A 23,125-nucleotide genomic window follows, 5' to 3' on the forward strand; every position below is an offset into this window, starting at 1 on the left:
TTCCGAACAGAGAAGTTAAGCCCGCCAGCGCCGATGGTACTGCCTTATGGTGGGAGAGTAGGTCGTCGCCATCTTTACCAAACCCGTTGTTCCTGGGAGCAACGGGTTTTTTTATGCCCGGAAAGTTGCAGCGTAAGTTTTGGATTAACTTTCAAAATTGGTCGATAACGCCGTTGTCGGTTCGAATTGTTCCGGAGATGGTAAGGAAAAGAATCAAAAGCCCATTTTGATGGGCTCTGGAGTGAATTATTTTAGCGATCGGAAGATCGCCCAGCCTGCTAGCAATCCTGCAGAATTTGCGAGTAAATCGAGAATGGAGAATGACCGGCCAATAGGAAGAGCGAACTGAAGCAATTCAATCAGTAAGCTACACAACAGAAGCAAAAACAATATGAAAGCAGCATTGAATCGACGTTTGTATAAACTCAGTGTCAGTAAAACTAAAACTGACCAGCCCAGGTAAAGGGTAAAGTGCACTATTTTGTCAAGCTGCGGAATAGGGCTTGTTTTGGGAAGCTCATTCGATGGCATAAGGCATAATACCCAAATGAGAATGCCCCATACAATCGATAAGCGTTTTAGATAGCGGGGAGTTGCTATTATTTTGGTGAAGAGTTTTCGGTACATCTCAGAGCTGTTTTACCCTTCCAGATCTTTTAAAAACTCTTTGATTCGTTGTTCTTCTTGTTTTTTGCAGATCAGAAGCGTACCCTTCGATTCAACGACAATGTAGTCATCCAAACCTTGAATAATGACTTGTTTCAACGAACTTGTATGAACCAGATTGTTGGCACTTTCGTAGAACTTTGTTTTCGCAGCCGCCGAGACATTCCCGGCCTGGCTTTTGGTCGATTTTTCCCACAATGAACCCCAGGTTCCTAAGTCGGACCAACTAAAGGTTGCTTTCTGGACAAACAGATTGTCTGCTTTTTCCATAACACTGTAGTCAATCGAAATGGACTCGCATTTTGGGAACTCTTCTCGTATGAACGTATTTTCCTGAGGCGTATTCAGCTGATCAAACCCTTTTTGGAAAGTGGTTGCAAGTGTAGGGTTATATTTCTCGAAAGCGGCAATAATCGTCGAAACAGACCAAAAAAAGATGCCGGCATTCCAATAATAGCCTCCTTGCGATAAATATTCCTGAGCCGTAGCTAGATTGGGCTTTTCCTTGAATGCCGCAACTCTTGCGATGTCTGCATCTTTGTCGGTTGTCTCGATATAACCATAACCCGTTTCCGGTCGGGTTGGTGAAATACCCAAGGTTAAAATTGCCTTGTTGTTCGCGGTAAATTCAAGCCCTTTCTCTACTTCTTTCCGGAAGATATCAAGATCTTCGATTAGATGGTCAGCCGGACTAACGACGATGTTCGCCTTTGGATTCAGCTTTTTAATTTTATAAGAAGCGTAAGCGATGCAGGGCGCCGTGTTGCGCATACAGGGTTCTGCCAAAATATTCGCATCAAGTAATTCCGGGCATTGTTCTTTTACTATTTCGGTATAACTTTCGGATGTAACGACTAATATGTTTTCGGGAGGACAAATAGTTTTGAAACGGTCAACAGTATGTTGAAACAAGGTGCGTCCGGTTCCTAACATATCGAGAAATTGCTTCGGCGTTTGAGCCGTGCTTACCGGCCAAAAGCGGCTCCCGATGCCTCCGGCCATAATGACCAGATAATTGGTTTGATTCATCGTTTAATGTTGTTTGGATGTATTATGTCGAGCAAATATACACTGAATGTGCAAAACACGAAATAGTAAAGTGTTTATTGGTTGGTAATTCCCAATTTTTCCGCATCAGAAAAATAGCGTTCATCGTTTTGGTTACTCCGCTTCGTAAACGGTAGTCAAAAACAAGCTGATCATTTTCGATGCTAACCTCAAAGCAAAGCGGCAGAACCTTCTTCGGAAAATCGTTATGCAGTTCGGTTAATTTTAAATCGTGGGTCGATATAATTCCGTTCGCCTTCAGCCTGACCAGTTGTCGGGTCAGCTCTTTCGACCCTTCCAGTTTGTCTTCCGAATTGGTGCCTTTCAGCATCTCATCGATCAGGACGAAAGTCTCAACACCACTTTTTAGCTGGTTAAGTATAGCTTGAAGTCGAAGAAGCTCGGCATGAAAATACGATTCGGCTTTCATCAGGTTATCCGTCGTTCGCATATTGGTGAAAATGCGAACTGGCTTTAAGTTGAATGAATCGGCACAACAGCGGCAACCATTCACCGCTAAAATTAGATTAATCCCGATTGTTCGCAGAAAGGTGCTTTTGCCGGCCATATTGGCCCCGGTAAGAATGATTAACTGACCTTGCCGGGTCATCGAAAAGTCGTTGCCAATGCGGCCGCTCTCCCTGATTAAGGGATGAGCCAGATTTTTTCCATCCATACAAAATTCATCATCGGTAAAGGTTGGAGTGGCAAATTCGGGATGGTTAAAGTTGAAGGCTGACAAACTTAACAGGGCATCAAATGTCGCAATGGAATCGATCCATTGTTGCAGTTTCCGATGATATTGGAGGTGCCAGCGGTTGAGTTTATAAACATAGATCAGATCCCACAGAAAAAACGTGTTGGCAACGATGATAAACAGCAGATTCTTCCGGTAATCGAACTTCGACAAGTAGCCCTGAAGTTGCTGAATGATTGCAGAAGCCGGTTGATCATTCAGTTTTAGCGTGGATTTTAACGCAGTCAAATCAGCTGAACGAACTTGTTTGGCTTCGATGAGTTGGATTAAGCGCAGATATTTTTGCAGGATTTCAGCCTGATTTCCAAAATGATAGTAATATTTAGCGATGGTTTTCTTGCTGAAATAGAGAACAGTACCGTTAAAAGCGGCAAGCAGAAGAAGAATTGACCAGTTGGCGATCCCTGCCAGATACATCAGCCCGGCAATTACAGAAACGAAGGGAATGACAGAAATAAGAACCTGAATCTTTCGCGGATTTCTGAGATGATCGTTTTCCGAGAACTGCTCGAGTAATTTCAGATCTTTTTCGTTGTCCAGGTAGCCATGTGTCGCAAATTGCTGACCCCAGTCCGGATCGTCCTCTAGCTCGGCAACAGCTTGTTGTTTGCGAAGGAGTTTTTCAACTTTTGTTTCGGTTTGTTTTAAAAAGTTCGCAAGCTTTTGTTTGCCAAGGGGCGTTGTGGTCCGGTTTAGAAACTGAAAAAGGCTGCCTTGCCCAAAAACATCCAGATCGAAAGAGTACGGGTGGGCCGAGTCGATGAATTCGTGCCCATCGCTAAAGTGGGAAAAGGATCCTTTAATTGCTTTTATCTCATTTTCATTGATTGTGATTAGTCGTTTAAGCAGGAGTTCCTTCCGTTCAGCAAGAATATTTTTTCTGATGATCCATAAAAACAAGGCGAAAAAGCTAATTCCCGAAGCGGTTGCCGGATAGATTGGCAAATAAATAAGGGAGATCACAATTGCTGCAAACAGTAGAATTCGATAGCCGAAGAACTGTTGTTGTTGCTGCTTAAGCTTTTTCAGCTGAAATTCATACTTCTGTAAATTGTGCTCGTAGGTTGACAGCCGGCTATTCATAACTGAATCCAGTTAAAATGCAGTAGACGGTTTACAACGATGAATGTTGATAAAAGGAGTACAAAGAAGTAGATCAGGATGAAACGAAGATCTTTCGGGCGCAGTTTGGCATCGCTTACCATTGGAAGGCCAAGCATAAACAGCCTTTTGTCGGAAAAAAGAATCAGCTTGTACATTGCCCATCCCAGCAGCAGGCCAAAGGCAATACCGGTAACTATGTCGAAGGGGAAATGCACCCCCAGATAGAGGCGGGTATAGCTCACCACCGTTGCCCAGCAAAAAATGAGGATATTGAAATTCCGATTTTTAAAAACCAAAGATAGCAATGTAGCCACAGCAAAGGTGTTGGAGGCATGCGCCGAGAAATAGCTGTACTTGCCGCCCCGACTCAGAACATTATGCACAAGCTCCTGCATGCTCGGATCGTGTGTGGGGCGCAACCGCTGCACACTGTCTTTGATTAAGCCAGAGAACTGGTCGGCAACAAGAATGGTCAAAGCAATGACAACCAAAATCAGAACCGCTTTCAGGCGGTAGCGTTTGATGATGTAAAAAATCAGGATCGCATAAAAGAGGATCCAGTATTCGGTTCGGGTAAAAAGAGCCATGACGACATCCCAAAAGGGATTATGCATTCCGTTAAAAAAGAAAAAGATGGATTTGTCGATGTCGATAAGGCTTTGCATGGCAATTAATGTGGTTTATTTAAAATTTTCCAGATAATGTCTTTCAAATTTATGATTCCCGTATTGGTTACCGATGAAATAAAATCATGCGGAATATCGTGTAATTCACGACTAACTTCGGCCTTCAGTTCATCATCCAGAAAGTCGGATTTACTGATGACCAAAAAGCGATCTTTATCCAGCAGTTCAGGATTGTATTTTTCCAGTTCACTCAACAAGATGAAATATTCTTTTCGGTGGTCCTTACTGTCGGCCGGCACCATAAACAGCAACATGGAGTTACGCTCGATGTGGCGTAGGAAACGTAAGCCCAGCCCTTTCCCTTCGTGGGCACCCTCGATAATCCCGGGAATGTCGGCCATAATGAACGACTGGTTATCGCGATACGAAACAATGCCCAGGTTAGGCGTGAGGGTTGTAAACGGATAATCCGCAATTTTGGGTTTTGCCGCCGATACGACAGAAAGTAAGGTTGATTTTCCGGCGCTGGGAAAGCCAACAAGGCCAACGTCAGCCAGCACTTTTAGCTCAAGAATTTTCCAGCCTTCCTCGCCTTCTTCGCCTGGTTGGGCATAGCGCGGGGTTTGGTTGGTTGACGATTTGAAATGGGTATTGCCCAGACCGCCACGTCCTCCCTGAACAATGATTTGCTCTTCACCGTCGGTGGTAATTTCGAACAAAATCTCTCCCGTTTCGGCATCTTTGGCAACGGTGCCCAGCGGAACCTCAATGGTAATATCCTGGCCGTTGGCTCCGGTGCTGCATTGTTTGCTGCCCGACTCGCCATGCCCGGCAAAGATATGCCGCTGATAGCGTAAATGCAGTAAGGTCCACATTTGCGCATTCCCTTTAATGATTACGTGGCCGCCACGTCCTCCATCGCCACCATCGGGCCCTCCTTTGGGAATGTATTTTTCACGGCGCAGGTGAGCCGACCCGGGACCTCCGTTGCCCGATCGACAGAAGATTTTTACGTAATCAACAAAGTTATTTTCAGCCATTTGATCTAAATATACAGATGAAGCACAAGATATACAAAAAAAGACGAATGCAGGATTACATCCGTCTTTGTACAATAAATTTTATAATTACAGCGATTTAACAACCTCTGACAAACGAGCCGCAATCTCTTCGATTGTACCCATTCCTTTGATTTCGAATTGTTTGTTTTGTGCGCTGTAGTAATTTTTTAAGGGTAATGTTTTTTCGTTGTAAACATTAATGCGATTTTCAATAACCGATTCGTCCTGGTCGTCAGAGCGTCCCGATGTTTTACCGCGGTTCAGCAAGCGGGCAACCAACTCTGGTTTGTCAACCTCGAGGCTCAACATGCCGGAAATTGGTGTTCCGTTATTATTCAACAGCTGATCCAGCGCTTCTGCCTGAGCGACAGTACGTGGAAAACCGTCGAAGATAAACCCTTTGGCATCGTTGGTATTTTCCAGTTTATTTTTAATCATACCGATCACAACGCTGTCGGGAACCAATTCGCCATTATCCATATAGCGTTTGGCTTCGGTGCCCAGTGGCGATGAAGCAGCAATTTCGCTTCTTAACAGGTCTCCGGTTGACAAGTGTACCAAGCCGAAGGTTTCAATCAAAAATTCGGCCTGTGTTCCTTTTCCTGCTCCCGGAGGGCCGAACAAAATTAAGTTTAACATTTTATAAACGATATTAGGGGATTATTCTACTACTTTGTAAATATCAATCAGGTTGCGGCCACGGCCATCGTAATCGAGCCCGTATCCAACAATAAACTCATTGGGGATTTCCAGGCCGACATAATCCAGTTTAACATCCTTTTTCAAGGCATCTGGTTTCAGCAGCAAGGTTGCAATCTGCAAATCTGCCGGATTCATTGCCTGCAACTGGTCAATAACTTTATCAATGGTAATGCCGGTATCTACAATATCCTCCAGTACAATTACGGTACGTCCGCTTAAATCTTCGTTTAAGCCAATCAGTTCCTTCACTGTTCCGGTTGTTGAAGTACCTTCGTAAGAGGCCAGCTTTACAAACGAAATTTCAGCGTCAAGCAACGAAATACGTTTGAATACCTCAGCAGCAAACATAAACGAACCATTCAGAATACACAGGAAAAGCGGATTTTTCCCTTCCAGTGTCTGGTTCATTTTTTCGGCCATATCTTCAATGACAGCACGAATCTTTTCGTACGGAATAAATAGCTCGAAGTCTTTATCAAGTATCGAAATTTTCTTCATCTCTCCTCCGGTTTTCAACATCAAATGGTTAAAATATGAACTGAATATCACCCAAATCCATCTCTCGATGGCTTAAATTTTAAAAAGTTGCAAAGTAACGAAAAAATATCGCTCGAAAGGATGAGAAAAGTCTATTATTTTCATTTTAGAGTTGAAGGATTCGACGATTGGTCGTAGATTTGTGACCAACGCCTGCTTCGGAAGATTCGCGAATGCTTGAACTTCCGGTACAGGTACTTGTTTCACTGGTTGATTACACTGATTTTAAAATAGAAATTAATGGAACCAAAAGTAAGTATTATCATGGGGAGCACTTCCGATTTGGGAGTGATGGAAGCCGCTGCAAAGATTATGGATGAATTTGAGATTCCTTTCGAGATCAATGCCTTGTCGGCCCACCGTACGCCGGCGGAAGTCGAAAAATTTGCAAAAGGTGCAAAAGACCGTGGTATAAAAGTGATCATTGCCGGTGCCGGTATGGCTGCACACTTGCCTGGGGTAATTGCAGCAATGACTCCGCTACCGGTTATCGGAGTGCCCATTCGTGCAAGCCTCGACGGGATGGATGCTTTATTGGCAATTGCGCAAATGCCTCCGGGAATTCCTGTTGCTACAGTTGCGATCAATGGCGCACAAAATGCCGGAATTCTGGCAGCACAAATGCTGTCGTTAGGCGATGCTGAAATGGCCGAAAAAATGGTCAACTTTAAGGAAAATCTAAAGTCGAAGATTGTAAAAGCAAACCAGGATTTGTCGGAAGTGAAGTTTAAATTCAAGACAAACTAATGCCAGCTTTTTTTTATTAAACGAAAGTTTCGTACATTCATAACGTGCTAAAAGGGTGGGCCGAAAGGTTAACACCCTTTTTATATGAAAATTTATTCGATCCCGAAACTAAGTTGCCTGCTGGTATTTTCGCTTGTTTGTTGGAGCGCTACTGCTCAAAACACTTTCGTGGTACCTGCGGCGATGCAAGCGCTCGGCAATTCAGGAGTTAGTTTTGATCGTGCCGACGGCTATGTTCTAAACCCCGCAGCGGCGGCTCACAGCAGTCTTACCGCCGGCGCTACCTATTCGAATCGCTATTTGTTGAAGGACCTTTCCGCGGGCTCCGTTTTTGCCATCCTGCCAATTGCGGGAAGCCGTTTACTGGGCTCATACGGGCAGTACGGCAATGATTCGTATCAGGAAAACCTCGTGCAACTGGGCTTGTCCAAAACCTTGGGCGAAAAACTATCGGCCGGACTTTTGTTTCATTACCTTTCGTTCCGGATGGCGGAAAGCGATAGCAGACCAGCCATGTTCACGTTCTCCGCCGGTGTACAGTATCAACTCAACAACGGCGGGCTTGGAGCGAGTGTCTTCAATCTTTACTCATTTTCGGGTAGCTCAGGCGACTATCAGGCCGACTATCCCTGTTGTGTGCGTTTGGGAGGCCATCAACTATGGCAGAATAAATTGCTGTTTGCCGCACAGCTCAGCTACCACGAGGAGTATGGCCTTTGCAGCCATTGGGGGCTTGGCTACAACTTGCTAAAACAGCTGGTTCTGCGTGCCGGCCTGCAAACAGGGCAGCCGGAATGGAGCTTTGGACTGGGTTTTCTGTTCGGACGCATAAATGCTGATCTTTCCTTCTCGCACCATCAATATCTTGGATTTTCTCCTTCGTTCACCTTTTATTTTCAGCGACCATGAAGAAACTTATTCTCCTGACCACATTCCTGGTATTTGTTGGCGCTGTTCGTGGTCAACACGCAGAGCAAGCCTTACAGGATCGTTTGCAAAACCTGTTGGAGCAAGTGCTGGAAGATGACGAGAATTCGGATGTGGAACAGCTCATCAACGACTTGGTGCAGCTTGCTGATTCACCGATTCCGATAAACCGTGCCGTGGAAGCCGATTTTGAGCCTCTGTTTTTTCTGAATCCTATTCAGCTTAAGGCTTTACTGACGTACCGCGATCAGCACGGGCCGGTGCTTTCGCAATACGAGCTGGCGTCGGTTGATGGTTTCGACGAGGTTTTGGCCGAGCTTACCGGAATGTTTTTAAATTTCGAAACCGAGCCACCCGTTGCCAAGTACTTTCGCGTGCGGCAGGAGCTTTTGTTGCGGGCAACGCGCTTGCTCGAGCAGCAGGCTGCCTTTAAAACCGGCAAGTTCGAAGGATCGCAGGAGAAGTTGTATTCCCGTTATCGGTTTACCGGGAAGGATATTCAGTTTGGTGTGACGGCAGAAAAGGATGCCGGCGAAAGTTTCTTTGCCAAATCAAACTCAGCAGGGTTCGACTTTTACAGTGGCTTTGCGCGCTTGCAGTTTCAACGAGGAAGCTCGTCGGTCGTGCTGGGCGATTATGTTGTTCAGTTTGGGCAGGGGCTCGTGGCGTGGCAGGGATTTGCCATGGGCAAGTCGGCCGATGTTGACCGGATTGCCCGGTTCAACCAGGGGATAAAGCCCTACTCGTCGACTGATGAGAATAACTTTATGCGTGGTGCGGGGGCTGATATCCGGTTCGGAAGCTTCCGGCTGCAACCTTTTGTGTCGTACAAAGCCTTCGATGCCAATACCGATAGTGTTAATGGTGAGTTGTTGTTTACTTCGATGCAAACCAGTGGTTTACATCGCACCGAATCCGAAATTGAGGATAAAAATTCGGTGCATGCGCTGGTTGGTGGAGCTCATCTTGGTTTTCAAACCGGTAATTTACAGCTCGGCCTGACGGGAATGCACACCCGCTACGAATTTCCCCTGCAGCGTGCTGACGCCCTATATAATAGGTATCTGTTCGCCGGTGAGCAAATTTCGAATTTTGGGATCAACTATCGGTATGCGCTGAACAGACTGTATCTGTTTGGGGAAACTGCCCATGCCGATGGTGCCCTTGCTACCGTAAACGGGGTGATGTTTCAACCGGTAGGACAACTGGCTTTTTCGGCTTTATACCGCAATATCGCGAAGCAATACAACACGCCTATTGGAGCAGCCTTTACCGAGAATAGTCGCGTGAACGACGAGCAGGGGCTTTTTTTTGGTATTCGTGCTCTGCCGGCTGCCGGCTTGACAATTAATGCTTACGCCGATTTTTTTGAATATAAATGGATCAAGTATACCACAGCAGCGCCCGGTAAAGGGCAGGAGCTGATGTGTCGGGCTGATTATAATCTGAACCGGAGCTGGAGATTGTATGTGCGCTATTTCTACGAACGAAAGCCCTTGAAAATTAGTTCGGAGAAGCTTCGGTATAATCAGGATCAGGTGCGGCAGGGGCTGAGGGCTCAACTTGATGGTGAGTTAAACTCGCAGTTTTCGATCCGAACCCGATTGGAACACTCGTTTTATGAGCACGATCATAATTCCGACGGATTTCTCGTCAGTCAGGATCTGGCTTATCATCACGTGAATAACCGGTCGAAGATGTGGATTCGGCTGGCCTATTTCGATACCGACGATTACGATGCCCGGATCTATGCTTATGAGAACGACCTGCTCTATCAGTTCTCGATTCCTGCATTTTACGGGGAAGGTCTTCGGGCTTACGTTAATGGAAAGGTTAAAATTTGTGAAAAAGTGGAATTGTGGCTCAAATGTGCTCGTACGTGGTTTTTCGGTGTAGATACATTGGGGAGTGGCAATACAGCGATCGATGGATCAACGCGTAGCGAGCTTAAGCTTCAGCTGCGGTTTAAGATTTGAATACCATTTTGTATATTTGCCGCCCTAAATCAACGAATAAGGATATGATGTGTTTCGACGATATTCGTCCTTACGAAGATCAAGAAGTTAATCATTACCTCAATGTTTTATTGAAGGATGATTTGTTTCGTCAGGTCTTGTTTTTCATTTTTAATGACGAACAAAAGGTGAATGAGATCAGCGCAATGCTGGCAAAAGTGAAGAACAAGAGAGAGTTGCAGTTGCAGTTTATGTATCCGCTTATCGAAGATTGGATCATTAAACGAACAACCAGCGGCGTGAGCTACAGTGGGCTCGAAAACCTGGATAAATCAAAAGCTTATCTTTTTATTTCCAACCACCGGGATATTATTTTGGATTCGGCCATACTCAATTATATTGTTGTGGCCGCCGGAATGAACACCACCGAAATTGCGATTGGAAATAACTTGCTGATTTACGATTGGATACAACATATCGTAAAATTGAACGGCGCTTTTGTGGTGAAACGTAATTTGCCGGCCCGCGAGTTATTAACCGCTTCAAAAACATTGTCGGCTTATATTCGCAAAACAATTACAGAAGATAATGTTTCGGTGTGGATTGCCCAGCGCGAAGGGCGTACAAAGGACGGTTGTGACCAAACACAGCAGGCTTTGTTGAAAATGCTGAACCTGAGTAATAAGGCCGACTTTGCATCCGGATTTCGCGAGTTGCAGATTGTACCCCTTTCAATATCGTACGAGCGCGAACCTTGCGGAATTTCGAAAGTTGAAGAAATTTACAAGAAGGAACACGAAGGCTATGTGAAAACGCAGGCCGACGACCTTAAAAGTATGGCATTCGGACTAACTCGTCCCAAAGGGCGTGTGCATTTTGCTTTTGGAAAACCGATTGATGCGCAACTGGATGAGATTGCCAAGAGTGAAAATCCTCAGGAGTCGATCCAGAAGCTGGCTGACCAAATTGATGCCTGCATCTATCGCAATTATAAGTTGTGGCCTTACAATTATTTGGCTGCCGATATGTTGGACGGAAAGACTAAGCAGAATGGCGAAATTGAGGAGTCGTGTAGAGCGAAATTTTCTGAATTGCTCGACGATATGGTTGCGACCATTGGACAGGGGGATCCGGAATGCCAGAAAAGGCTCTTCATGCAAATGTATGCCAATCCGCTGCTGAATAAAGAGAAAGTAGCAAAATCAAAAATACTGTCGTAGCAGAAAGCCGGAGTTTATCTCCGGCTTTTTTATGAAAGTCTTACTCCGCAGAGGTGCTAAGGCGCAATATCAATAACTGGTTTTGATACGATGTAGACCGACAACCCGACAACTTTTGAGAACAACGACAACAGCCTCGTAGAAAAATAGTGAACTTTCATTCCTGTTGGTGATTCCCGGGAATCATGTAGGTCTTTTATGGGCTGGCATTTTCAATAGCTCGATGACTGCTGTTTTATAAATCCGAATTTCTTTTGTTGTTGTGTTGAAGATCATGTCCGAAACTGCTCGGATGGCATTCATTTTGTGCGAATTAGTCGTCTGTAAATACCAAATACGATGAAAGCATTAGGAATCATTCTGGCATTGTTGTTTTTTGCTGTTTTACCCGGGGCAGCACAACAGCAACAGAACAAAAAGGAAGCAAAAGCAGCAGAGATCGCGGAGTTGGTAAAATCAGGAGATTTTATATTCATTGCACGTTCCGCGACTCCGGTAGCAGGATCGCAAATTATTCTGACATCAATCTACACAATGAGCTTTCATGGAGATACCGTGGAGGCTTATTTGCCCTACTACGGGCGTGCTTATCAGGCACCTTACGAGGGAACCGACGGCGGTATTAAGTTTAAGGAAGTTGTTGCGGAAAAGCAGGAGTTGACGAAAAAGCGGAAGCAACTGTATGTTGTTAGTTTTGACGTTTCCACAGCGCGCGAGAATTACAAGGTTTTCTTGACCGTGGGCTCCGGTGGCTATGCCGATTTGCAGATTACACCAACGCATCGGCAGGTAATTAGCTACTATGGGCATATTGAAGCTTTGCCCTCAAAGGAATAGGCTGAGCCGAAGATTGTATCGGAAGAAGGGACGAATGCCTGCATTTGTTGGACGAAATTCAGGCTTTTATTTCTAAAAAGAGCGGAAATCAGGTCCTGGTTTCCGCTCTCTCGATTTTATTGAATCTGCTCCAATTAACCTTCAACGTGAACCTGCTTGGATTCACCCGGCAGAATCAGGTTTAGCAGGATGCCTACTACCGCAGCCAGTCCAATACCTGCCAGCGAAAATTTACCCCACGACACAACAGCACCGCCAATGCCCACCGTCAGTACAATGGATACGATCACTTGATTGCGGGTTTTACTCATGTCGGTTTTTGAGTCGATTAATGTTTTTATACCAATAGAAGCGATCAGGCCGAACAATAAAAGCATGATGCCACCCAACACGGATTGAGGGATTGTTTTCAGGAATCCGCTTACTTTCCCGATTAGGGAGAAAACAATCGCGGTAATGGCCGAGATCCGTAAAATAAACGGATTGGTGATTTTGGTCAGGCTAATGGCGCCGGTAACTTCCGAATAAGTGGTATTGGGTACCCCACCAAAGCAGCCGGCCAAACTGGAGGCAATCCCGTCGCCCAGCAAAGTGCGGTGCAAACCCGGTTTTTCAATAAAGTTCTTCTCGGCAACACCACCAATGGCGTACATGTCGCCAACGTGTTCGATGATTGGGGCAATAGCTACCGGAATCATATAAGTAATGGCTCCCCAGCTAAATTGAGGCGCCGTGAAAGCAGGAAGACCAAGCCAGCTGGCTTCTTTAATTGGTGTGAAGTCGATAACTCCCATCACCAGCCCAACAATATAGCCGACAACGATGCCCACAAAAATCGGAATCAACTTGATCATGCCCTTGGCAAAAATAACCACAACGATTGCTGCTATTAAGCTGCAACTGGCAATCACCCAGTTTGTTTTGGCCATGTCGACCGCCGAGCTGGCCAGCGACAAACCGATAATCATGATGACCGGACCAACAACGGTGGCGGGAAAAAGTCGTTCAACAAATGTTAGTCCCCGGAGTTTTACCAGAGCCGAAACAATTGTGTATACGACCCCCACAGCGATTATCCCGGAGAAGGTTCCGGGTAGGCCATATAATCGGGTTGACTCGATAATTGGTGCAATAAATGCAAAGCTACTACCCAGGAATACCGGAACCATACCTTTGGTGATCAGGTGAAAGAGCAGGGTCCCGATGCCTGCTGTAAACAAGGCTACTGCCGGATCGATGCCGACCAGCAGCGGAACAAGTACGGTTGCGCCAAAGGCAACAAACAGAAATTGTACGCCCAAAACCACATTCTTCGGACTAAGTTGGTTCTGGTTGTTTCTAATTGAATCCATAGGGTTCTATTTAGACGTTAGTAAAACAAGGTTAATAAATCTTTGCAGCGATGTCTTTTATATAGAGCTGTAAATTTGTTTTTCCTCTAAATTCGTTTTCCGAAATGTGGTAAAGAATGTCGAAGGGCAGTCCCTGGCTGATTGCTTCGTAGTGGCTGGCTTGGCTGAAGGCGATGGCCGAAAATACCGATGAGTTGCCGGTTGGTTCCACCAGATCCAGTTTCAGGTGTTCCTGATTGCGGCCCACGCAACGGCTGGTACCGCTGTCCAGCACATTTTCAGTCAGAAAAAGCGGGGTCATGTTATGCGGTCCGAAAGGCTCAAACTGCTTTAAAATTCGGTAAAACTTGGGGGTAATATCCGAAAGCTGCAACTTGGTGTCCGCTTCGTAAATTTCAGTCTTTTGCGATTCCGTAATGGAGCTGGTCACAATTTCTTCGAAGCGACGGGTAAAGGCCGGGATGTTGTCGATTTTCATCGTCAGTCCGGCAGCGTACATGTGACCTCCGTACGATTCGAGCAGGTCGGAACATTGACCGATGGCTTCATATAAATCAAAATCACGCACCGATCGCGCCGATCCGGTTGCCAAGCCATTCGATTCGGTCAGGATGATCGTTGGTCGGTAATAATGCTCGGTTAATCGGGAGGCAACAATACCCACCACTCCTTTATGCCAGTCGCGATTGTAAAGTACGGTTGAATGGCGTTCCTCGTGAAAGGGATCGTGGGTGATCATGTCCAGGGCTTCCTGGGTGATGTCGCGGTCCAGCGTTTTGCGTATTTCGTTGTACGAGTTAATCTCTTCACCCAAGGCAATCGACTGATCTTCGTCGGACATGACCAGGATCTCAACCGACTTTTTGCCATGCTCAATACGTCCCGATGCGTTTAGCCGTGGTCCGATTTTGAAAACAATATCGCTGATGGAAATACGTTGACCGACCAGGTTCGAAATCTGAATGATGGTCTTTAAGCCCAAGCTCGGGTTGCTATTCAGCTTCTTCAGTCCATAGTAGGCCAGAACCCGGTTTTCACCGGTCACCGGAACAATATCCGAAGCAATACTCACCACAACCATATCCAGCAAGTCGTAAAGCTCAACAACCGGAATGTCGTATTTGAGGGTATAAGCCTGCAGAAGCTTGAAACCTACACCGCAGCCCGAAAGTTCCTTGTAAGGATATTGGCAGTCCGGACGTTTGGGATCCAGTACCGCAACAGCATCCGGAATCTGATCGTCGGGATTGTGGTGGTCGCAGATGATAAAGTCAATTCCCAGCTCTTTGGCCTGGCGAATCTTCTCAATGGCTTTAATACCGCAGTCGAGGACAATGACGAGTGTGAATTTTTCTTTGGCAGCATATTCAATGCTTCGTGGCGAAATGCCATAACCTTCCGAGTAACGATCCGGGATGTAGAAATCGAGCTCCTTGATGCGTGTTCGCAGAAATTGGTACATCAGCGCTACCGACGTTGTTCCGTCAACATCATAGTCGCCGTAAATCAGTACTTTTTCCTGGTTGTCAATGGCTCTGGCCATCCGTTCAACAGCTTTATCCATGTCCTTCATCAGAAACGGATCATGTAAGTCGGAAAGCTTTGGGCGAAAGAACGATTTGGCTTCATTAAAAGATGTAATCCCCCGTTGAGCCAACAGGTTGGCAATAACCATGTTGACATTCAGGGCTGCAGATAAATGCTTGATTACATTTATGTCGCCTGGTTCTTTAACTTTCCAGATTTTTTCCATTGGTATTGGAGCTGTTCCTCGGAGATGCAATATTTAAAACTGTCCAAAGATAAGAAATGAAGCTTGAATTGGAAACTCTATTTTTAATACAGGCAGGTCTTTATTTTGATGATATTGGGAAAAGTGAATCTAATTTTCATCGGTTCAAATCTTTAGCCTGTAAATAAAATTATCCATATCAGCGCAGAAAAGTCAAAAGCTTGATTTTGTATGTTTTACTTTCAAATTGGGATGAAGTAGGGATTTTTTAATTCTTATCTTATCTTTGCACCGTTTTTTTAAGCAGAATTTTTAATTGATCATTCCAATGAGTACAGCAGAATTAAGCGAGCAGGAAGTTATCCGGCGAAATTCTTTAGCCAAGTTAAGAGAGTTGGGAATTGAGCCCTATCCGGCAGCAGAATTCCAGGTTAATGCGAAAGCAGCAGAAATTAAGGCTGAATTTGAACCGGAAAAGCAAAACTTTCAGGAGGTAACTCTGGCTGGCCGAATCATGAGCCGACGCATAATGGGGAAAGCTTCATTTGCTGAGTTGCAGGACGATACCGGCCGTATACAGCTCTACATTAACCGCGACGAAATTTGTGCGGGCGAGGATAAAACACTGTATAACGATGTGTTTAAAAAGCTGCTCGATATTGGCGACTTTATTGGAATTAAAGGCTTTGCCTTTACCACGCAGGTGGGCGAAAAATCGGTTCATGTAAAAGAATTGATTGTTTTGAGTAAATCCTTGCGTCCCTTGCCAATTGTAAAAGAAAAAGACGGAAAAGTGTACGATGCTTTCACCGATCCGGAAATGCGCTATCGTCAGCGTTATGTTGATCTGGTGGTGAATCCGCAGGTGAAAGATACCTTTCTAAAACGTACCAAAATCGTGAATACGATGCGTCAGATGTTTAATGAGTACGGTTACCTGGAGGTGGAAACACCCATCTTGCAATCCATCCCGGGAGGTGCTGCTGCTCGTCCGTTTGTTACGCATCACAACGCGCTGAATATCCCGCTTTACTTGCGTATTGCCAATGAGTTGTATCTGAAACGATTGATCGTTGGCGGCTTTGACGGGGTTTATGAGTTTGCAAAGGATTTCCGGAACGAAGGAATGGACCGTACGCATAACCCCGAGTTTACCGTGATGGAAATCTACGTGGCTTATAAAGACTACAAGTGGATGATGAATTTCACCGAGGAAATGATCGAACGCGTAGCTTTAGCCTTGCACGGAACGACCAAAGTGAAACTGGGCGATAAGGAGATCGACTTTAAGCGGCCGTTTAAACGCGTAACCATGCTCGACTCTATTAAAGAGCACACCGGCATCGACATCTCCGGAATGGATGAAGTGCAGTTGAGAGCGGTTTGCAAACAGCTGGATATTGACGTGGATGAGTCGATGGGCAAAGGAAAGCTGATTGATGAAATCTTTGGCGAGAAGTGCGAAGGTAATTATATCCAGCCCACTTTCATTATCGACTATCCGGTTGAAATGTCGCCGCTTTGTAAAAAGCATCGCGACAACCCCGAACTGACCGAACGTTTCGAGCTGATGGTGAACGGTAAAGAGTTAGCCAATGCCTATTCGGAGCTGAACGACCCGATTGATCAGCTGGAGCGTTTCCAGGATCAGCTGAAGTTATCCGAAAAAGGAGACGATGAGGCCATGTTTATCGATATGGACTTTGTGCGCTCACTGGAATATGGTATGCCTCCTACATCGGGCATGGGGATCGGCATCGACCGATTAACCATGTTTATGACCAATAATCAGTCGATTCAGGATGTGCTGTTCTTCCCGCAGATGAAACCGGAGAAAAAGAATGAAGCCGACGGAGACGAAAAATTTGAAGCTGCCGGTGTTCCGGGCGAGTGGATTGACGTTCTTCGGAAAATGGGCTTCAAAAAAGTTGACGCCTTAAAAGAAGTGAAAGCCGGCAAATTGTTTAACGACCTGTGCGGTTTCAACAAAAAAAATAAACTGGGATTGCAAAATCCTACCATGGAAGACGTGACTGGCTGGATCGCCTAACCGTTGGCTTATTATGCTTACAGAACCTAAAATAACAATAATTGGAAGTGGTAGCTGGGCTACGGCTTTAGCAAAAATACTTCTGAATAATGTTGATCGGATTGGTTGGTATTTCCGCAACCCGGAAAGCATCGAACTGTTCCAACGCTATAAGCACAACCCCAACTATTTGCGTGGGGTTGAGTTTGATATCGATCGGATTGAATTTTTCGATGACATTAACCAGGCCTTTGAACAGTCGGATGTTCTGGTGCTCACAATTCCTTCGGCTTTCCTGAACTCAACCATGTCAGAAGTGACGGTTGATATCAGCACGAAATATATTGTTTCGGCAATTAAGGGAATCATCCCCGAGGATAATCAGATTGTTGGGCAGTACCTGAACCAAAAGTTTAAGCTGCCCCTGGAGCGCCTCGGTGTAATTGCCGGTCCCTGCCATGCCGAAGAAGTGGCTCTGGAGCGCCTTTCTTATCTGACCATTGCTTGCCCCGACATTCGCCGTGCACGCGATTTTGCCATTAGGCTGGAGTGCCCCTACATCCGCACCCACGTGTCCGACGATATTTGGGGGACCGAATATGCCTCGGTGCTGAAAAATATTATTGCTATCGCGTCGGGAATTGTCCATGGATTGCGCTACGGCGATAATTTTCAGGCCGTGTTAATCGCCAATGCCATTCAGGAAATCAAACGATTTGTTGATAAAGTGCATCCGATAACCCGCGATATTAAAAGCTCAGCCTATTTGGGCGATTTATTGGTGACGGCGTACTCGCAGTTTTCACGAAATCGGACGTTTGGGACCATGATTGGAAAAGGCTATACCACCCGCACAGCCCAGCTGGAAATGCACATGGTTGCCGAGGGGTATTATGCGACCAAATCCATCCATGAAATTAACTTGGAATACAAGGTTAATTTGCCGATTTGCGAAGCGGTGTACAATATTTTGTACGGAGGCGAAAATCCCGCAGCCGAAATTCGGCGACTGACCGAAAGATTGCGATAACTTTTGTCGGTTCATCAATTTGTTTTCTTATAAGTTTACGATATTTCTTTATTCAAAATAGTGAAGGCTTCAATCCGCAGCGGATTGAGGCCTTTCATATTTTTGTACTTTTGAGGAACTAACCCACAAGCTGCAGCGCATGATGCCGGATCGAATAAAAGGATATGCTTTCGCGATTATAGCGACCATCGCTTTTTCGAATATTTACATATTCAGTAAGGCTGCTTTAAATGAGGTGCATCTTTTTCAGTTTGCTTTCTACTGGTTTGCCCTGGCTGCTGCGTTAAATGTGGGGTGGTTGTTCTACCGCAGGCATAATCGTTTTCTGCGGGTGCTCACCGGGGCGCAAAAGCGCGTGTTGCTATTGCTTGGTGTGCTGGAAATTATTACCACCAGCTTTTTTTTCCTGGCCATACAAATTATTCCCGATCCGGCAGTTACCGGTTTTATGGGCAACCTGTATCCGGTCATTCTCACCGGGATGGGCGTGTTTTTTCTAAAGGAAAAATTCTCGCTGATGGAAACGGTTGGTGCGGGCCTGGCCCTGGTTGGGGCATTTGTGGTGAGCTACCAGGGCGGTGCCAGGCTGAGCGAGCTCTTTATACCGGGTGCCGGTGTGGTTCTGCTGAACGCTATTTTTGCAGCAATTGCCTCGGTGGTGGTTAAGCTGAATGTACGCAATATGACGCCCGAAATTATTAATACCAACCGGTCGGTGTGGCTGCTGGGCTTCTCGGTCTTGCTGGTGTTGTTTTTCCGGCCTTCGCTTGCCATTCCGCTTTCCGCATTAAGCAATATTGCAATTGGTGCGTTCCTGGGGCCTTTTGTGGCCTTGTTGCTTATTTATTATTCGTTTCATTATATCGAAGTTTCCAAATCGTCGATTGTGCAAAGTACAAAGGTGGTGTTTGTGCTCATCGGCAGCGTCTTGTACTTTGGTAGCTTTCCGGCGCTGCATCAGTTGCTCGGGGGATTGCTGACCCTGATTGGTGTGCTGCTGATTTCGGCGGCGAAGTTGCCTTATTTTAACCGGGCCCGGCAAGCCTCCAAAAATTAGAAGAACACAGCGATGAACTTTCTGGCACATCTGTATTTATCGGGCGATTCGGACGAACTGTTGTTGGGCAACTTTATCGGCGACTATGTGAAAGGACGGAAATATCTGACGTTTTCGGCCGAGGTGCAAAAAGGTATTTTGTTGCATCGGGCTATTGATGCTTATACCGATTCGCACCCGCTGGTGAAAGAGGCCGCTGATTTTTTTCGCCCCCATTACGGGCGCTATGCGGGCATTGTCACCGATGTGATACTCGATCACTTTCTGGCCCGCTATTGGCGCGATTACTCGGTTTATAGCCTGCGCGAGTTTGCCAAACATGTGCATGCGGTCTTGCTGTCCAACTTTTTTCAGTTGCCAATTCGGGTGAAGGGCTTCCTTCCTTTTCTGATTCAACACAAGCGTTTGGAATCCTATGCGCGGGTCGAAGGCATTCAGCAATCGCTGCATATCATGGCGCATCGCACCAGTTTGCCCGATAAAACCAATCAGGCCATGGATGTGCTGGAAACAAATTTTGAGCTTTTGCATGAACTGTTTGACCGCTTTTTTGTCGAGATCATCTGCTATGTTGAACAACAACATGGGGTTCAGATGAGTCAGAAGCCAACACTGTGACCGTTGGTGTTTTAAGTCTTCAAAAAGAATAGAGGGTAGGCGAGTTGGGGGCATTGCAGCCCATAAAGTCTAAATCTGTCAAGCTATTTTAGGAAACGACACAGTCCTGTGGATCAAGGAGGCTTCCTGTGCGCATTTTGTCAGCCATGTGTCATAGGAGTAGCAAAATGTCAACAGGGCGAATTTTTTTCGCACAGGACGGGGAAAAACGACACAGGACGCCAGATGATTGCACAGGAACGCAAAAAAGGAAGCAGGAACGGTTTTTAACACCCTGTTTGGCCGAAAACAACACAGGATGCCGGGGAAAGCGTTTTTTTCGGATAAGAGGCGAACTGACCCCCGGAGAAATGGTATTGGGGTAGATGGATGCTGTCAGCGCGCAAAATTCCATTCCATACGGGACGGGGCAATCTTCTTAAACCGAAAAGATCCGAACCCAGGGGGCCGGATCTTCCGTCAATTTTTTGCAGCGTGGCGGCTTAATCCTCCAAGCCGATCAGTAGTTTGGTCTCGTAGCTTTCGCCGGCGGCCAGTTTTATCTGGAAGTCAAACGAGTTGGTTGCTTCAATACACACAAAAGTCGCAAAGCCGTCGTCCGGCATATCGCCAATCAGCTTCGAGCTGTCTTCGCCGGGGTTCCAAACGGTGGTAACTTTGCTGCCCGCTTTCTCAATCCGGATGCGCCGGCGGAAGCCTTCATCAGCCAAAACTACCGGCGTTTCCGTGTTTTGGTAATGGCGGGTTAGTGCTTCGTTAATTTGCAGCAATTCTTCTTGCTGCTTCGTGGTGTTGCCGGTAAGCTGGTCGAAGTAGTCCAGCCCCTGGAGCCCTTCAATCTGGATATGCGCAATATCCGAAATGGCAAAATAGCTGTGCAGTGCGCACCCGTAGGTGAAGGCTTCGGTACCGGTGTTTTTAACTTCGAGGCTGACTTGTAGCTTGGCACCAACTACAAAGCGCATCACGGCCTCAAAATCGTGCGGCCAGTAGGCTTTGGTTTTTTCCGACGACTTCAAAATTAATTCAAGCTTTGTTTCGCCGTTGGGCAGGCTTTCGGTTGCCAATACGTCCCAGTACATCAGCCGCCCGAATCCGTGTTGAGGGAGGCTACTGTTGGTTTTGTGCGGGCCAAACCAGGGGAAGCACACCGGTATGCCCCCACGGATCGGGGTTCCCTCGCGGTATTCCGAGGCGGGGCTCATCCACAGGATGTCCATGGTTCGTACAGGGCGAAAACTGCTGACGTGCGCACCGTACAGGCAGATATCAGCATCGGCATATTTGTTGGCAATATTTACGAAAACCAGGTCGCCCTCCATTTCCATAAATCCCAGCTCGCCTTCAATGCCGAAGGTATCGTTTAGATGTTCTGTGTCAATCATGATTTTTTTTGTATTTCGGGTTAGTAGATGGCGTTGAATTTTTGTTGCACAATTTCTTTCACTTCGGTCAGATCAACGCGATGGCCCAGTTCCTGCTCCAGCGATGTTACGCCGTACGAAATGAAACCACAGGGGTTGATGTAGTTGAAGTAGCGCATGTCGGTATTCACATTCAGCGCAAAGCCGTGCATGGTCACATAGCGGCTCACGCGCACCCCGATGGCACATATTTTCCGGGCCTTAGCCGGAATGTCGCTGTCGAGCCATACGCCGGTGGCATCTTTTTTACGTCCACCGGTAATGCCGTAGTGAGCCAGGGTGGCAATAATGGCATCTTCCATTTTCTCGATATACTCGCGAACACCGATGTGGTAATACTCGAGGTCGATAATCGGATAGCCCACTAACTGTCCGGGGCCGTGGTAAGTGATATCGCCACCTCGGTTTATTTTGTAGTAGGTGGCTTCAATCTTTTTCAGAAATTCGCCATGGACCAACAGGTTGTGTTCGTCGCCGCTTTTGCCCAAGGTGTACACATGTGGGTGCTCTACCAGCAGAAAGCGGTTCAGTGCGGTTGCTTTGCCGGTTGCCTTCTTTGCTTCCTGAATTTCTTTCAGAATGCTTTCCTGATAGTCCCAGCATTCTTTATAGTCTTTCAGACCGATATCTTCGTATGTAAAATTTGCCATATCTTGATTGAGTTTCAAGTTCCACGTTTCAAAATCCAAAATCCAAAATCCAAAATCCAAATTTCAAGTTCCAAGTTTCAAGTTCCAAGTTTCAAGCGCTGTACGTGAAGTCATTGGTTGTCATTTGTCGTACTGACCACTGCGACTGACCACTGACCACTGATCAAGCCCCGGCGTGCAGCTCAGCGCGATAGCTCGAACGCACCAGCGGACTGCTTTCGACGAAAGAAAAACCCTTTTCGAGGCCAATTGTTCGGTATTTTTCAAATTGTTCGGGTTGAATGTAGTCAACCACGGGCAAGTGTTGCGGTGTGGGCGCCAGGTATTGGCCAATAGTCATCACCTTGCAGCCTGTAGCCAGCAAGTCGTCCATGGTTTGCAGCACTTCCTCTTCGGTTTCGCCAAGTCCGAGCATAATGCCCGATTTGGCCACGCAGCCGCTTTGGGCAATTGTTCGCAGCACCTCCAGACTTTGGCGGTATTGGGCTACCGAGCGAATTTGCGGGCTCAGGCGTTCTACCGTTTCCAGGTTGTGCGAAATTACTTCCGGTTGGGCATCGATAATCTGTTGTACCAGTTCCTTGCGGCCTTGAAAATCGGGAATCAGTACCTCCAGTTTGGTGTGCGGGTTGCGGGTTTTTATTTGGTTGATGGTGCGTACCCAGGCCGACGCACCCAGGTCGGGCAAATCGTCGCGGTCGACAGAAGTCACAACAGCATGTTTTAGCTGCATCAGCCGGATGGACTCGGCCACCCGTTCCCCCTCGTGCGGATCGACAGGCAGTGGTTTGCCGCTTTTTACCCCGCAAAATTTGCAGTTGCGGGTGCAGATTTCGCCCAGGATCATAAAGGTTGCTGTTCCGCGGTTCCAACATTCACCGATGTTCGGGCAGTTACCACTCGAACAGATGGTGTGTAAGCCGTGTTTGCCGACCAGGTTTTTTACTTTCGAGTAACTTTCGCCCTTGGGCATATTCATCTTCATCCACCGCGGCAGGCGGGGCCGTGCTTGTGTCGATTCGGTCATTGCGATTGGTTATTTTGGTG

General features: G+C 46.5%; 21 protein-coding genes and 1 rRNA gene. 10 read left to right on the plus strand and 12 right to left on the minus strand.

Annotation, left to right across the window (positions count from 1 at the left end; translation table 11 throughout):
• Positions 1–74: ribosomal RNA gene (gene rrf / locus C8N47_RS19125) — 5S ribosomal RNA — on the plus strand; the annotation flags it as partial.
• 172 nt (positions 75–246) lie between these two features.
• Here rrf and C8N47_RS19130 read toward each other — a convergent pair.
• From C8N47_RS19130 to hpt, 7 genes are all read right to left on the minus strand, one after another.
• Positions 247–627, minus strand: coding sequence for a VanZ family protein (locus C8N47_RS19130; protein ID WP_107823414.1), 381 nt, complete (start codon positions 625–627; stop codon positions 247–249).
• A gap of 12 nt (positions 628–639) precedes the next feature.
• Entirely contained in the window at positions 640–1,695 is a 1,056-nt protein-coding gene (locus C8N47_RS15145; RefSeq protein ID WP_107823415.1) for a mannose-1-phosphate guanylyltransferase, read from the minus strand.
• 22 nt (positions 1,696–1,717) lie between these two features.
• Positions 1,718–3,553: a MutS-related protein gene (locus C8N47_RS15150; protein ID WP_107823416.1), complete on the minus strand. Its 1,836-nt coding sequence runs from the start codon at positions 3,551–3,553 to the stop codon at positions 1,718–1,720.
• Positions 3,550–4,239: a phosphatase PAP2 family protein gene (locus C8N47_RS15155; RefSeq protein ID WP_107823417.1), complete on the minus strand. Its 690-nt coding sequence runs from the start codon at positions 4,237–4,239 to the stop codon at positions 3,550–3,552. The genes C8N47_RS15150 and C8N47_RS15155 overlap by 4 nt, the downstream gene beginning before the upstream one ends.
• 5 nt (positions 4,240–4,244) lie before the next feature.
• Positions 4,245–5,240, minus strand: a complete 996-nt coding sequence (gene obgE / locus C8N47_RS15160; RefSeq protein ID WP_107823418.1) for a GTPase ObgE — start codon at positions 5,238–5,240, stop codon at positions 4,245–4,247.
• 87 nt (positions 5,241–5,327) lie between these two features.
• On the minus strand, positions 5,328–5,900 hold the full coding sequence (locus C8N47_RS15165) for an adenylate kinase (protein ID WP_107823419.1): 573 nt from the start codon (positions 5,898–5,900) through the stop codon (positions 5,328–5,330).
• A 21-nt stretch (positions 5,901–5,921) separates the two neighbouring features.
• Positions 5,922–6,461 (minus strand): hypoxanthine phosphoribosyltransferase, encoded by a 540-nt coding sequence (gene hpt / locus C8N47_RS15170; RefSeq protein WP_107823473.1) that lies wholly within the window; start codon positions 6,459–6,461, stop codon positions 5,922–5,924.
• Positions 6,462–6,740: 279 nt separating this feature from the next.
• On the opposite strand from hpt, the gene purE reads away from it, so the two are divergent.
• From purE to C8N47_RS15195, 5 genes are all read left to right on the plus strand, one after another.
• The gene (gene purE / locus C8N47_RS15175) at positions 6,741–7,247 is read left to right on the plus strand and encodes a 5-(carboxyamino)imidazole ribonucleotide mutase (RefSeq protein WP_107823420.1); all 507 of its coding nucleotides are present in this window, start codon (positions 6,741–6,743) and stop codon (positions 7,245–7,247) included.
• Positions 7,248–7,331: 84 nt separating this feature from the next.
• Entirely contained in the window at positions 7,332–8,156 is an 825-nt protein-coding gene (locus C8N47_RS15180) for a PorV/PorQ family protein (RefSeq protein WP_107823421.1), read from the plus strand.
• Positions 8,153–10,150 (plus strand): ComEA family DNA-binding protein, encoded by a 1,998-nt coding sequence (locus C8N47_RS15185; protein WP_107823422.1) that lies wholly within the window; start codon positions 8,153–8,155, stop codon positions 10,148–10,150. The genes C8N47_RS15180 and C8N47_RS15185 overlap by 4 nt, the downstream gene beginning before the upstream one ends.
• A gap of 44 nt (positions 10,151–10,194) precedes the next feature.
• Positions 10,195–11,349 carry a 1-acyl-sn-glycerol-3-phosphate acyltransferase gene (locus C8N47_RS15190; protein WP_107823423.1) on the plus strand — a complete coding sequence of 385 codons (1,155 nt, stop codon included), beginning with the start codon at positions 10,195–10,197 and terminating at the stop codon, positions 11,347–11,349.
• 339 nt (positions 11,350–11,688) lie between these two features.
• Positions 11,689–12,186, plus strand: coding sequence for a DUF4251 domain-containing protein (locus C8N47_RS15195; RefSeq protein WP_107823424.1), 498 nt, complete (start codon positions 11,689–11,691; stop codon positions 12,184–12,186).
• Positions 12,187–12,320: 134 nt separating this feature from the next.
• Here C8N47_RS15195 and C8N47_RS15200 read toward each other — a convergent pair whose 3' ends face one another.
• Positions 12,321–13,538 (minus strand): uracil-xanthine permease family protein, encoded by a 1,218-nt coding sequence (locus tag C8N47_RS15200; RefSeq protein WP_107823425.1) that lies wholly within the window; start codon positions 13,536–13,538, stop codon positions 12,321–12,323.
• A gap of 31 nt (positions 13,539–13,569) precedes the next feature.
• Positions 13,570–15,291, minus strand: coding sequence for a single-stranded-DNA-specific exonuclease RecJ (gene recJ, locus C8N47_RS15205; RefSeq protein ID WP_107823426.1), 1,722 nt, complete (start codon positions 15,289–15,291; stop codon positions 13,570–13,572).
• A gap of 307 nt (positions 15,292–15,598) precedes the next feature.
• On the opposite strand from recJ, the gene lysS reads away from it, so the two are divergent.
• The 4 genes from lysS (at position 15,599) to C8N47_RS15225 (ending at position 20,004) form a co-directional block, all read left to right on the plus strand.
• The gene (gene lysS / locus C8N47_RS15210; protein ID WP_107823427.1) at positions 15,599–17,320 is read left to right on the plus strand and encodes a lysine--tRNA ligase; all 1,722 of its coding nucleotides are present in this window, start codon (positions 15,599–15,601) and stop codon (positions 17,318–17,320) included.
• Positions 17,321–17,333: 13 nt separating this feature from the next.
• Complete coding sequence (locus tag C8N47_RS15215; protein ID WP_107823428.1) at positions 17,334–18,329, plus strand: NAD(P)H-dependent glycerol-3-phosphate dehydrogenase; 996 nt, start codon at positions 17,334–17,336, stop codon at positions 18,327–18,329.
• A 139-nt stretch (positions 18,330–18,468) separates the two neighbouring features.
• Positions 18,469–19,386: a DMT family transporter gene (locus C8N47_RS15220; RefSeq protein WP_107823429.1), complete on the plus strand. Its 918-nt coding sequence runs from the start codon at positions 18,469–18,471 to the stop codon at positions 19,384–19,386.
• A 12-nt stretch (positions 19,387–19,398) separates the two neighbouring features.
• Entirely contained in the window at positions 19,399–20,004 is a 606-nt protein-coding gene (locus tag C8N47_RS15225; protein WP_107823430.1) for an acyl carrier protein phosphodiesterase, read from the plus strand.
• A gap of 482 nt (positions 20,005–20,486) precedes the next feature.
• Here C8N47_RS15225 and C8N47_RS15230 read toward each other — a convergent pair whose 3' ends face one another.
• The 3 genes from C8N47_RS15230 to lipA form a co-directional block, all read right to left on the minus strand.
• Positions 20,487–21,389: a D-hexose-6-phosphate mutarotase gene (locus tag C8N47_RS15230; protein WP_107823431.1), complete on the minus strand. Its 903-nt coding sequence runs from the start codon at positions 21,387–21,389 to the stop codon at positions 20,487–20,489.
• A 20-nt stretch (positions 21,390–21,409) separates the two neighbouring features.
• Positions 21,410–22,078, minus strand: a complete 669-nt coding sequence (gene lipB / locus C8N47_RS15235; protein ID WP_107823474.1) for a lipoyl(octanoyl) transferase LipB — start codon at positions 22,076–22,078, stop codon at positions 21,410–21,412.
• A 163-nt stretch (positions 22,079–22,241) separates the two neighbouring features.
• Positions 22,242–23,105: a lipoyl synthase gene (gene lipA / locus C8N47_RS15240; protein WP_107823432.1), complete on the minus strand. Its 864-nt coding sequence runs from the start codon at positions 23,103–23,105 to the stop codon at positions 22,242–22,244.
• Positions 23,106–23,125: the final 20 nt, after the last annotated feature.

The sequence above is a fragment of the Mangrovibacterium marinum genome, from assembly GCF_003046625.1.
GTDB lineage: Bacteria > Bacteroidota > Bacteroidia > Bacteroidales > Prolixibacteraceae > Mangrovibacterium > Mangrovibacterium marinum.

Bases quoted from the DNA above. Each gene is read 5' to 3' on its own strand.
- C8N47_RS15200 (WP_107823425.1), bottom strand. From the start codon at position 13,538: ATGGATTCAATTAGAAACAACCAGAACCAACTTAGTCCGAAGAATGTG.
- C8N47_RS15150 (WP_107823416.1), bottom strand. From the start codon at position 3,553: ATGAATAGCCGGCTGTCAACCTACGAGCACAATTTACAGAAGTATGAA.
- C8N47_RS15195 (WP_107823424.1), top strand. From the start codon at position 11,689: ATGAAAGCATTAGGAATCATTCTGGCATTGTTGTTTTTTGCTGTTTTA.
- purE (WP_107823420.1), top strand. From the start codon at position 6,741: ATGGAACCAAAAGTAAGTATTATCATGGGGAGCACTTCCGATTTGGGA.
- lipB (WP_107823474.1), bottom strand. From the start codon at position 22,078: ATGGCAAATTTTACATACGAAGATATCGGTCTGAAAGACTATAAAGAA.
- lysS (WP_107823427.1), top strand. From the start codon at position 15,599: ATGAGTACAGCAGAATTAAGCGAGCAGGAAGTTATCCGGCGAAATTCT.
- recJ (WP_107823426.1), bottom strand. From the start codon at position 15,291: ATGGAAAAAATCTGGAAAGTTAAAGAACCAGGCGACATAAATGTAATC.
- C8N47_RS15225 (WP_107823430.1), top strand. From the start codon at position 19,399: ATGAACTTTCTGGCACATCTGTATTTATCGGGCGATTCGGACGAACTG.
- C8N47_RS15215 (WP_107823428.1), top strand. From the start codon at position 17,334: ATGCTTACAGAACCTAAAATAACAATAATTGGAAGTGGTAGCTGGGCT.
- C8N47_RS15185 (WP_107823422.1), top strand. From the start codon at position 8,153: ATGAAGAAACTTATTCTCCTGACCACATTCCTGGTATTTGTTGGCGCT.
- obgE (WP_107823418.1), bottom strand. From the start codon at position 5,240: ATGGCTGAAAATAACTTTGTTGATTACGTAAAAATCTTCTGTCGATCG.
- C8N47_RS19130 (WP_107823414.1), bottom strand. From the start codon at position 627: ATGTACCGAAAACTCTTCACCAAAATAATAGCAACTCCCCGCTATCTA.
- C8N47_RS15165 (WP_107823419.1), bottom strand. From the start codon at position 5,900: ATGTTAAACTTAATTTTGTTCGGCCCTCCGGGAGCAGGAAAAGGAACA.
- C8N47_RS15145 (WP_107823415.1), bottom strand. From the start codon at position 1,695: ATGAATCAAACCAATTATCTGGTCATTATGGCCGGAGGCATCGGGAGC.
- lipA (WP_107823432.1), bottom strand. From the start codon at position 23,105: ATGACCGAATCGACACAAGCACGGCCCCGCCTGCCGCGGTGGATGAAG.
- hpt (WP_107823473.1), bottom strand. From the start codon at position 6,461: ATGAAGAAAATTTCGATACTTGATAAAGACTTCGAGCTATTTATTCCG.
- C8N47_RS15190 (WP_107823423.1), top strand. From the start codon at position 10,195: ATGATGTGTTTCGACGATATTCGTCCTTACGAAGATCAAGAAGTTAAT.
- C8N47_RS15220 (WP_107823429.1), top strand. From the start codon at position 18,469: ATGATGCCGGATCGAATAAAAGGATATGCTTTCGCGATTATAGCGACC.
- C8N47_RS15180 (WP_107823421.1), top strand. From the start codon at position 7,332: ATGAAAATTTATTCGATCCCGAAACTAAGTTGCCTGCTGGTATTTTCG.
- C8N47_RS15155 (WP_107823417.1), bottom strand. From the start codon at position 4,239: ATGCAAAGCCTTATCGACATCGACAAATCCATCTTTTTCTTTTTTAAC.
- C8N47_RS15230 (WP_107823431.1), bottom strand. From the start codon at position 21,389: ATGATTGACACAGAACATCTAAACGATACCTTCGGCATTGAAGGCGAG.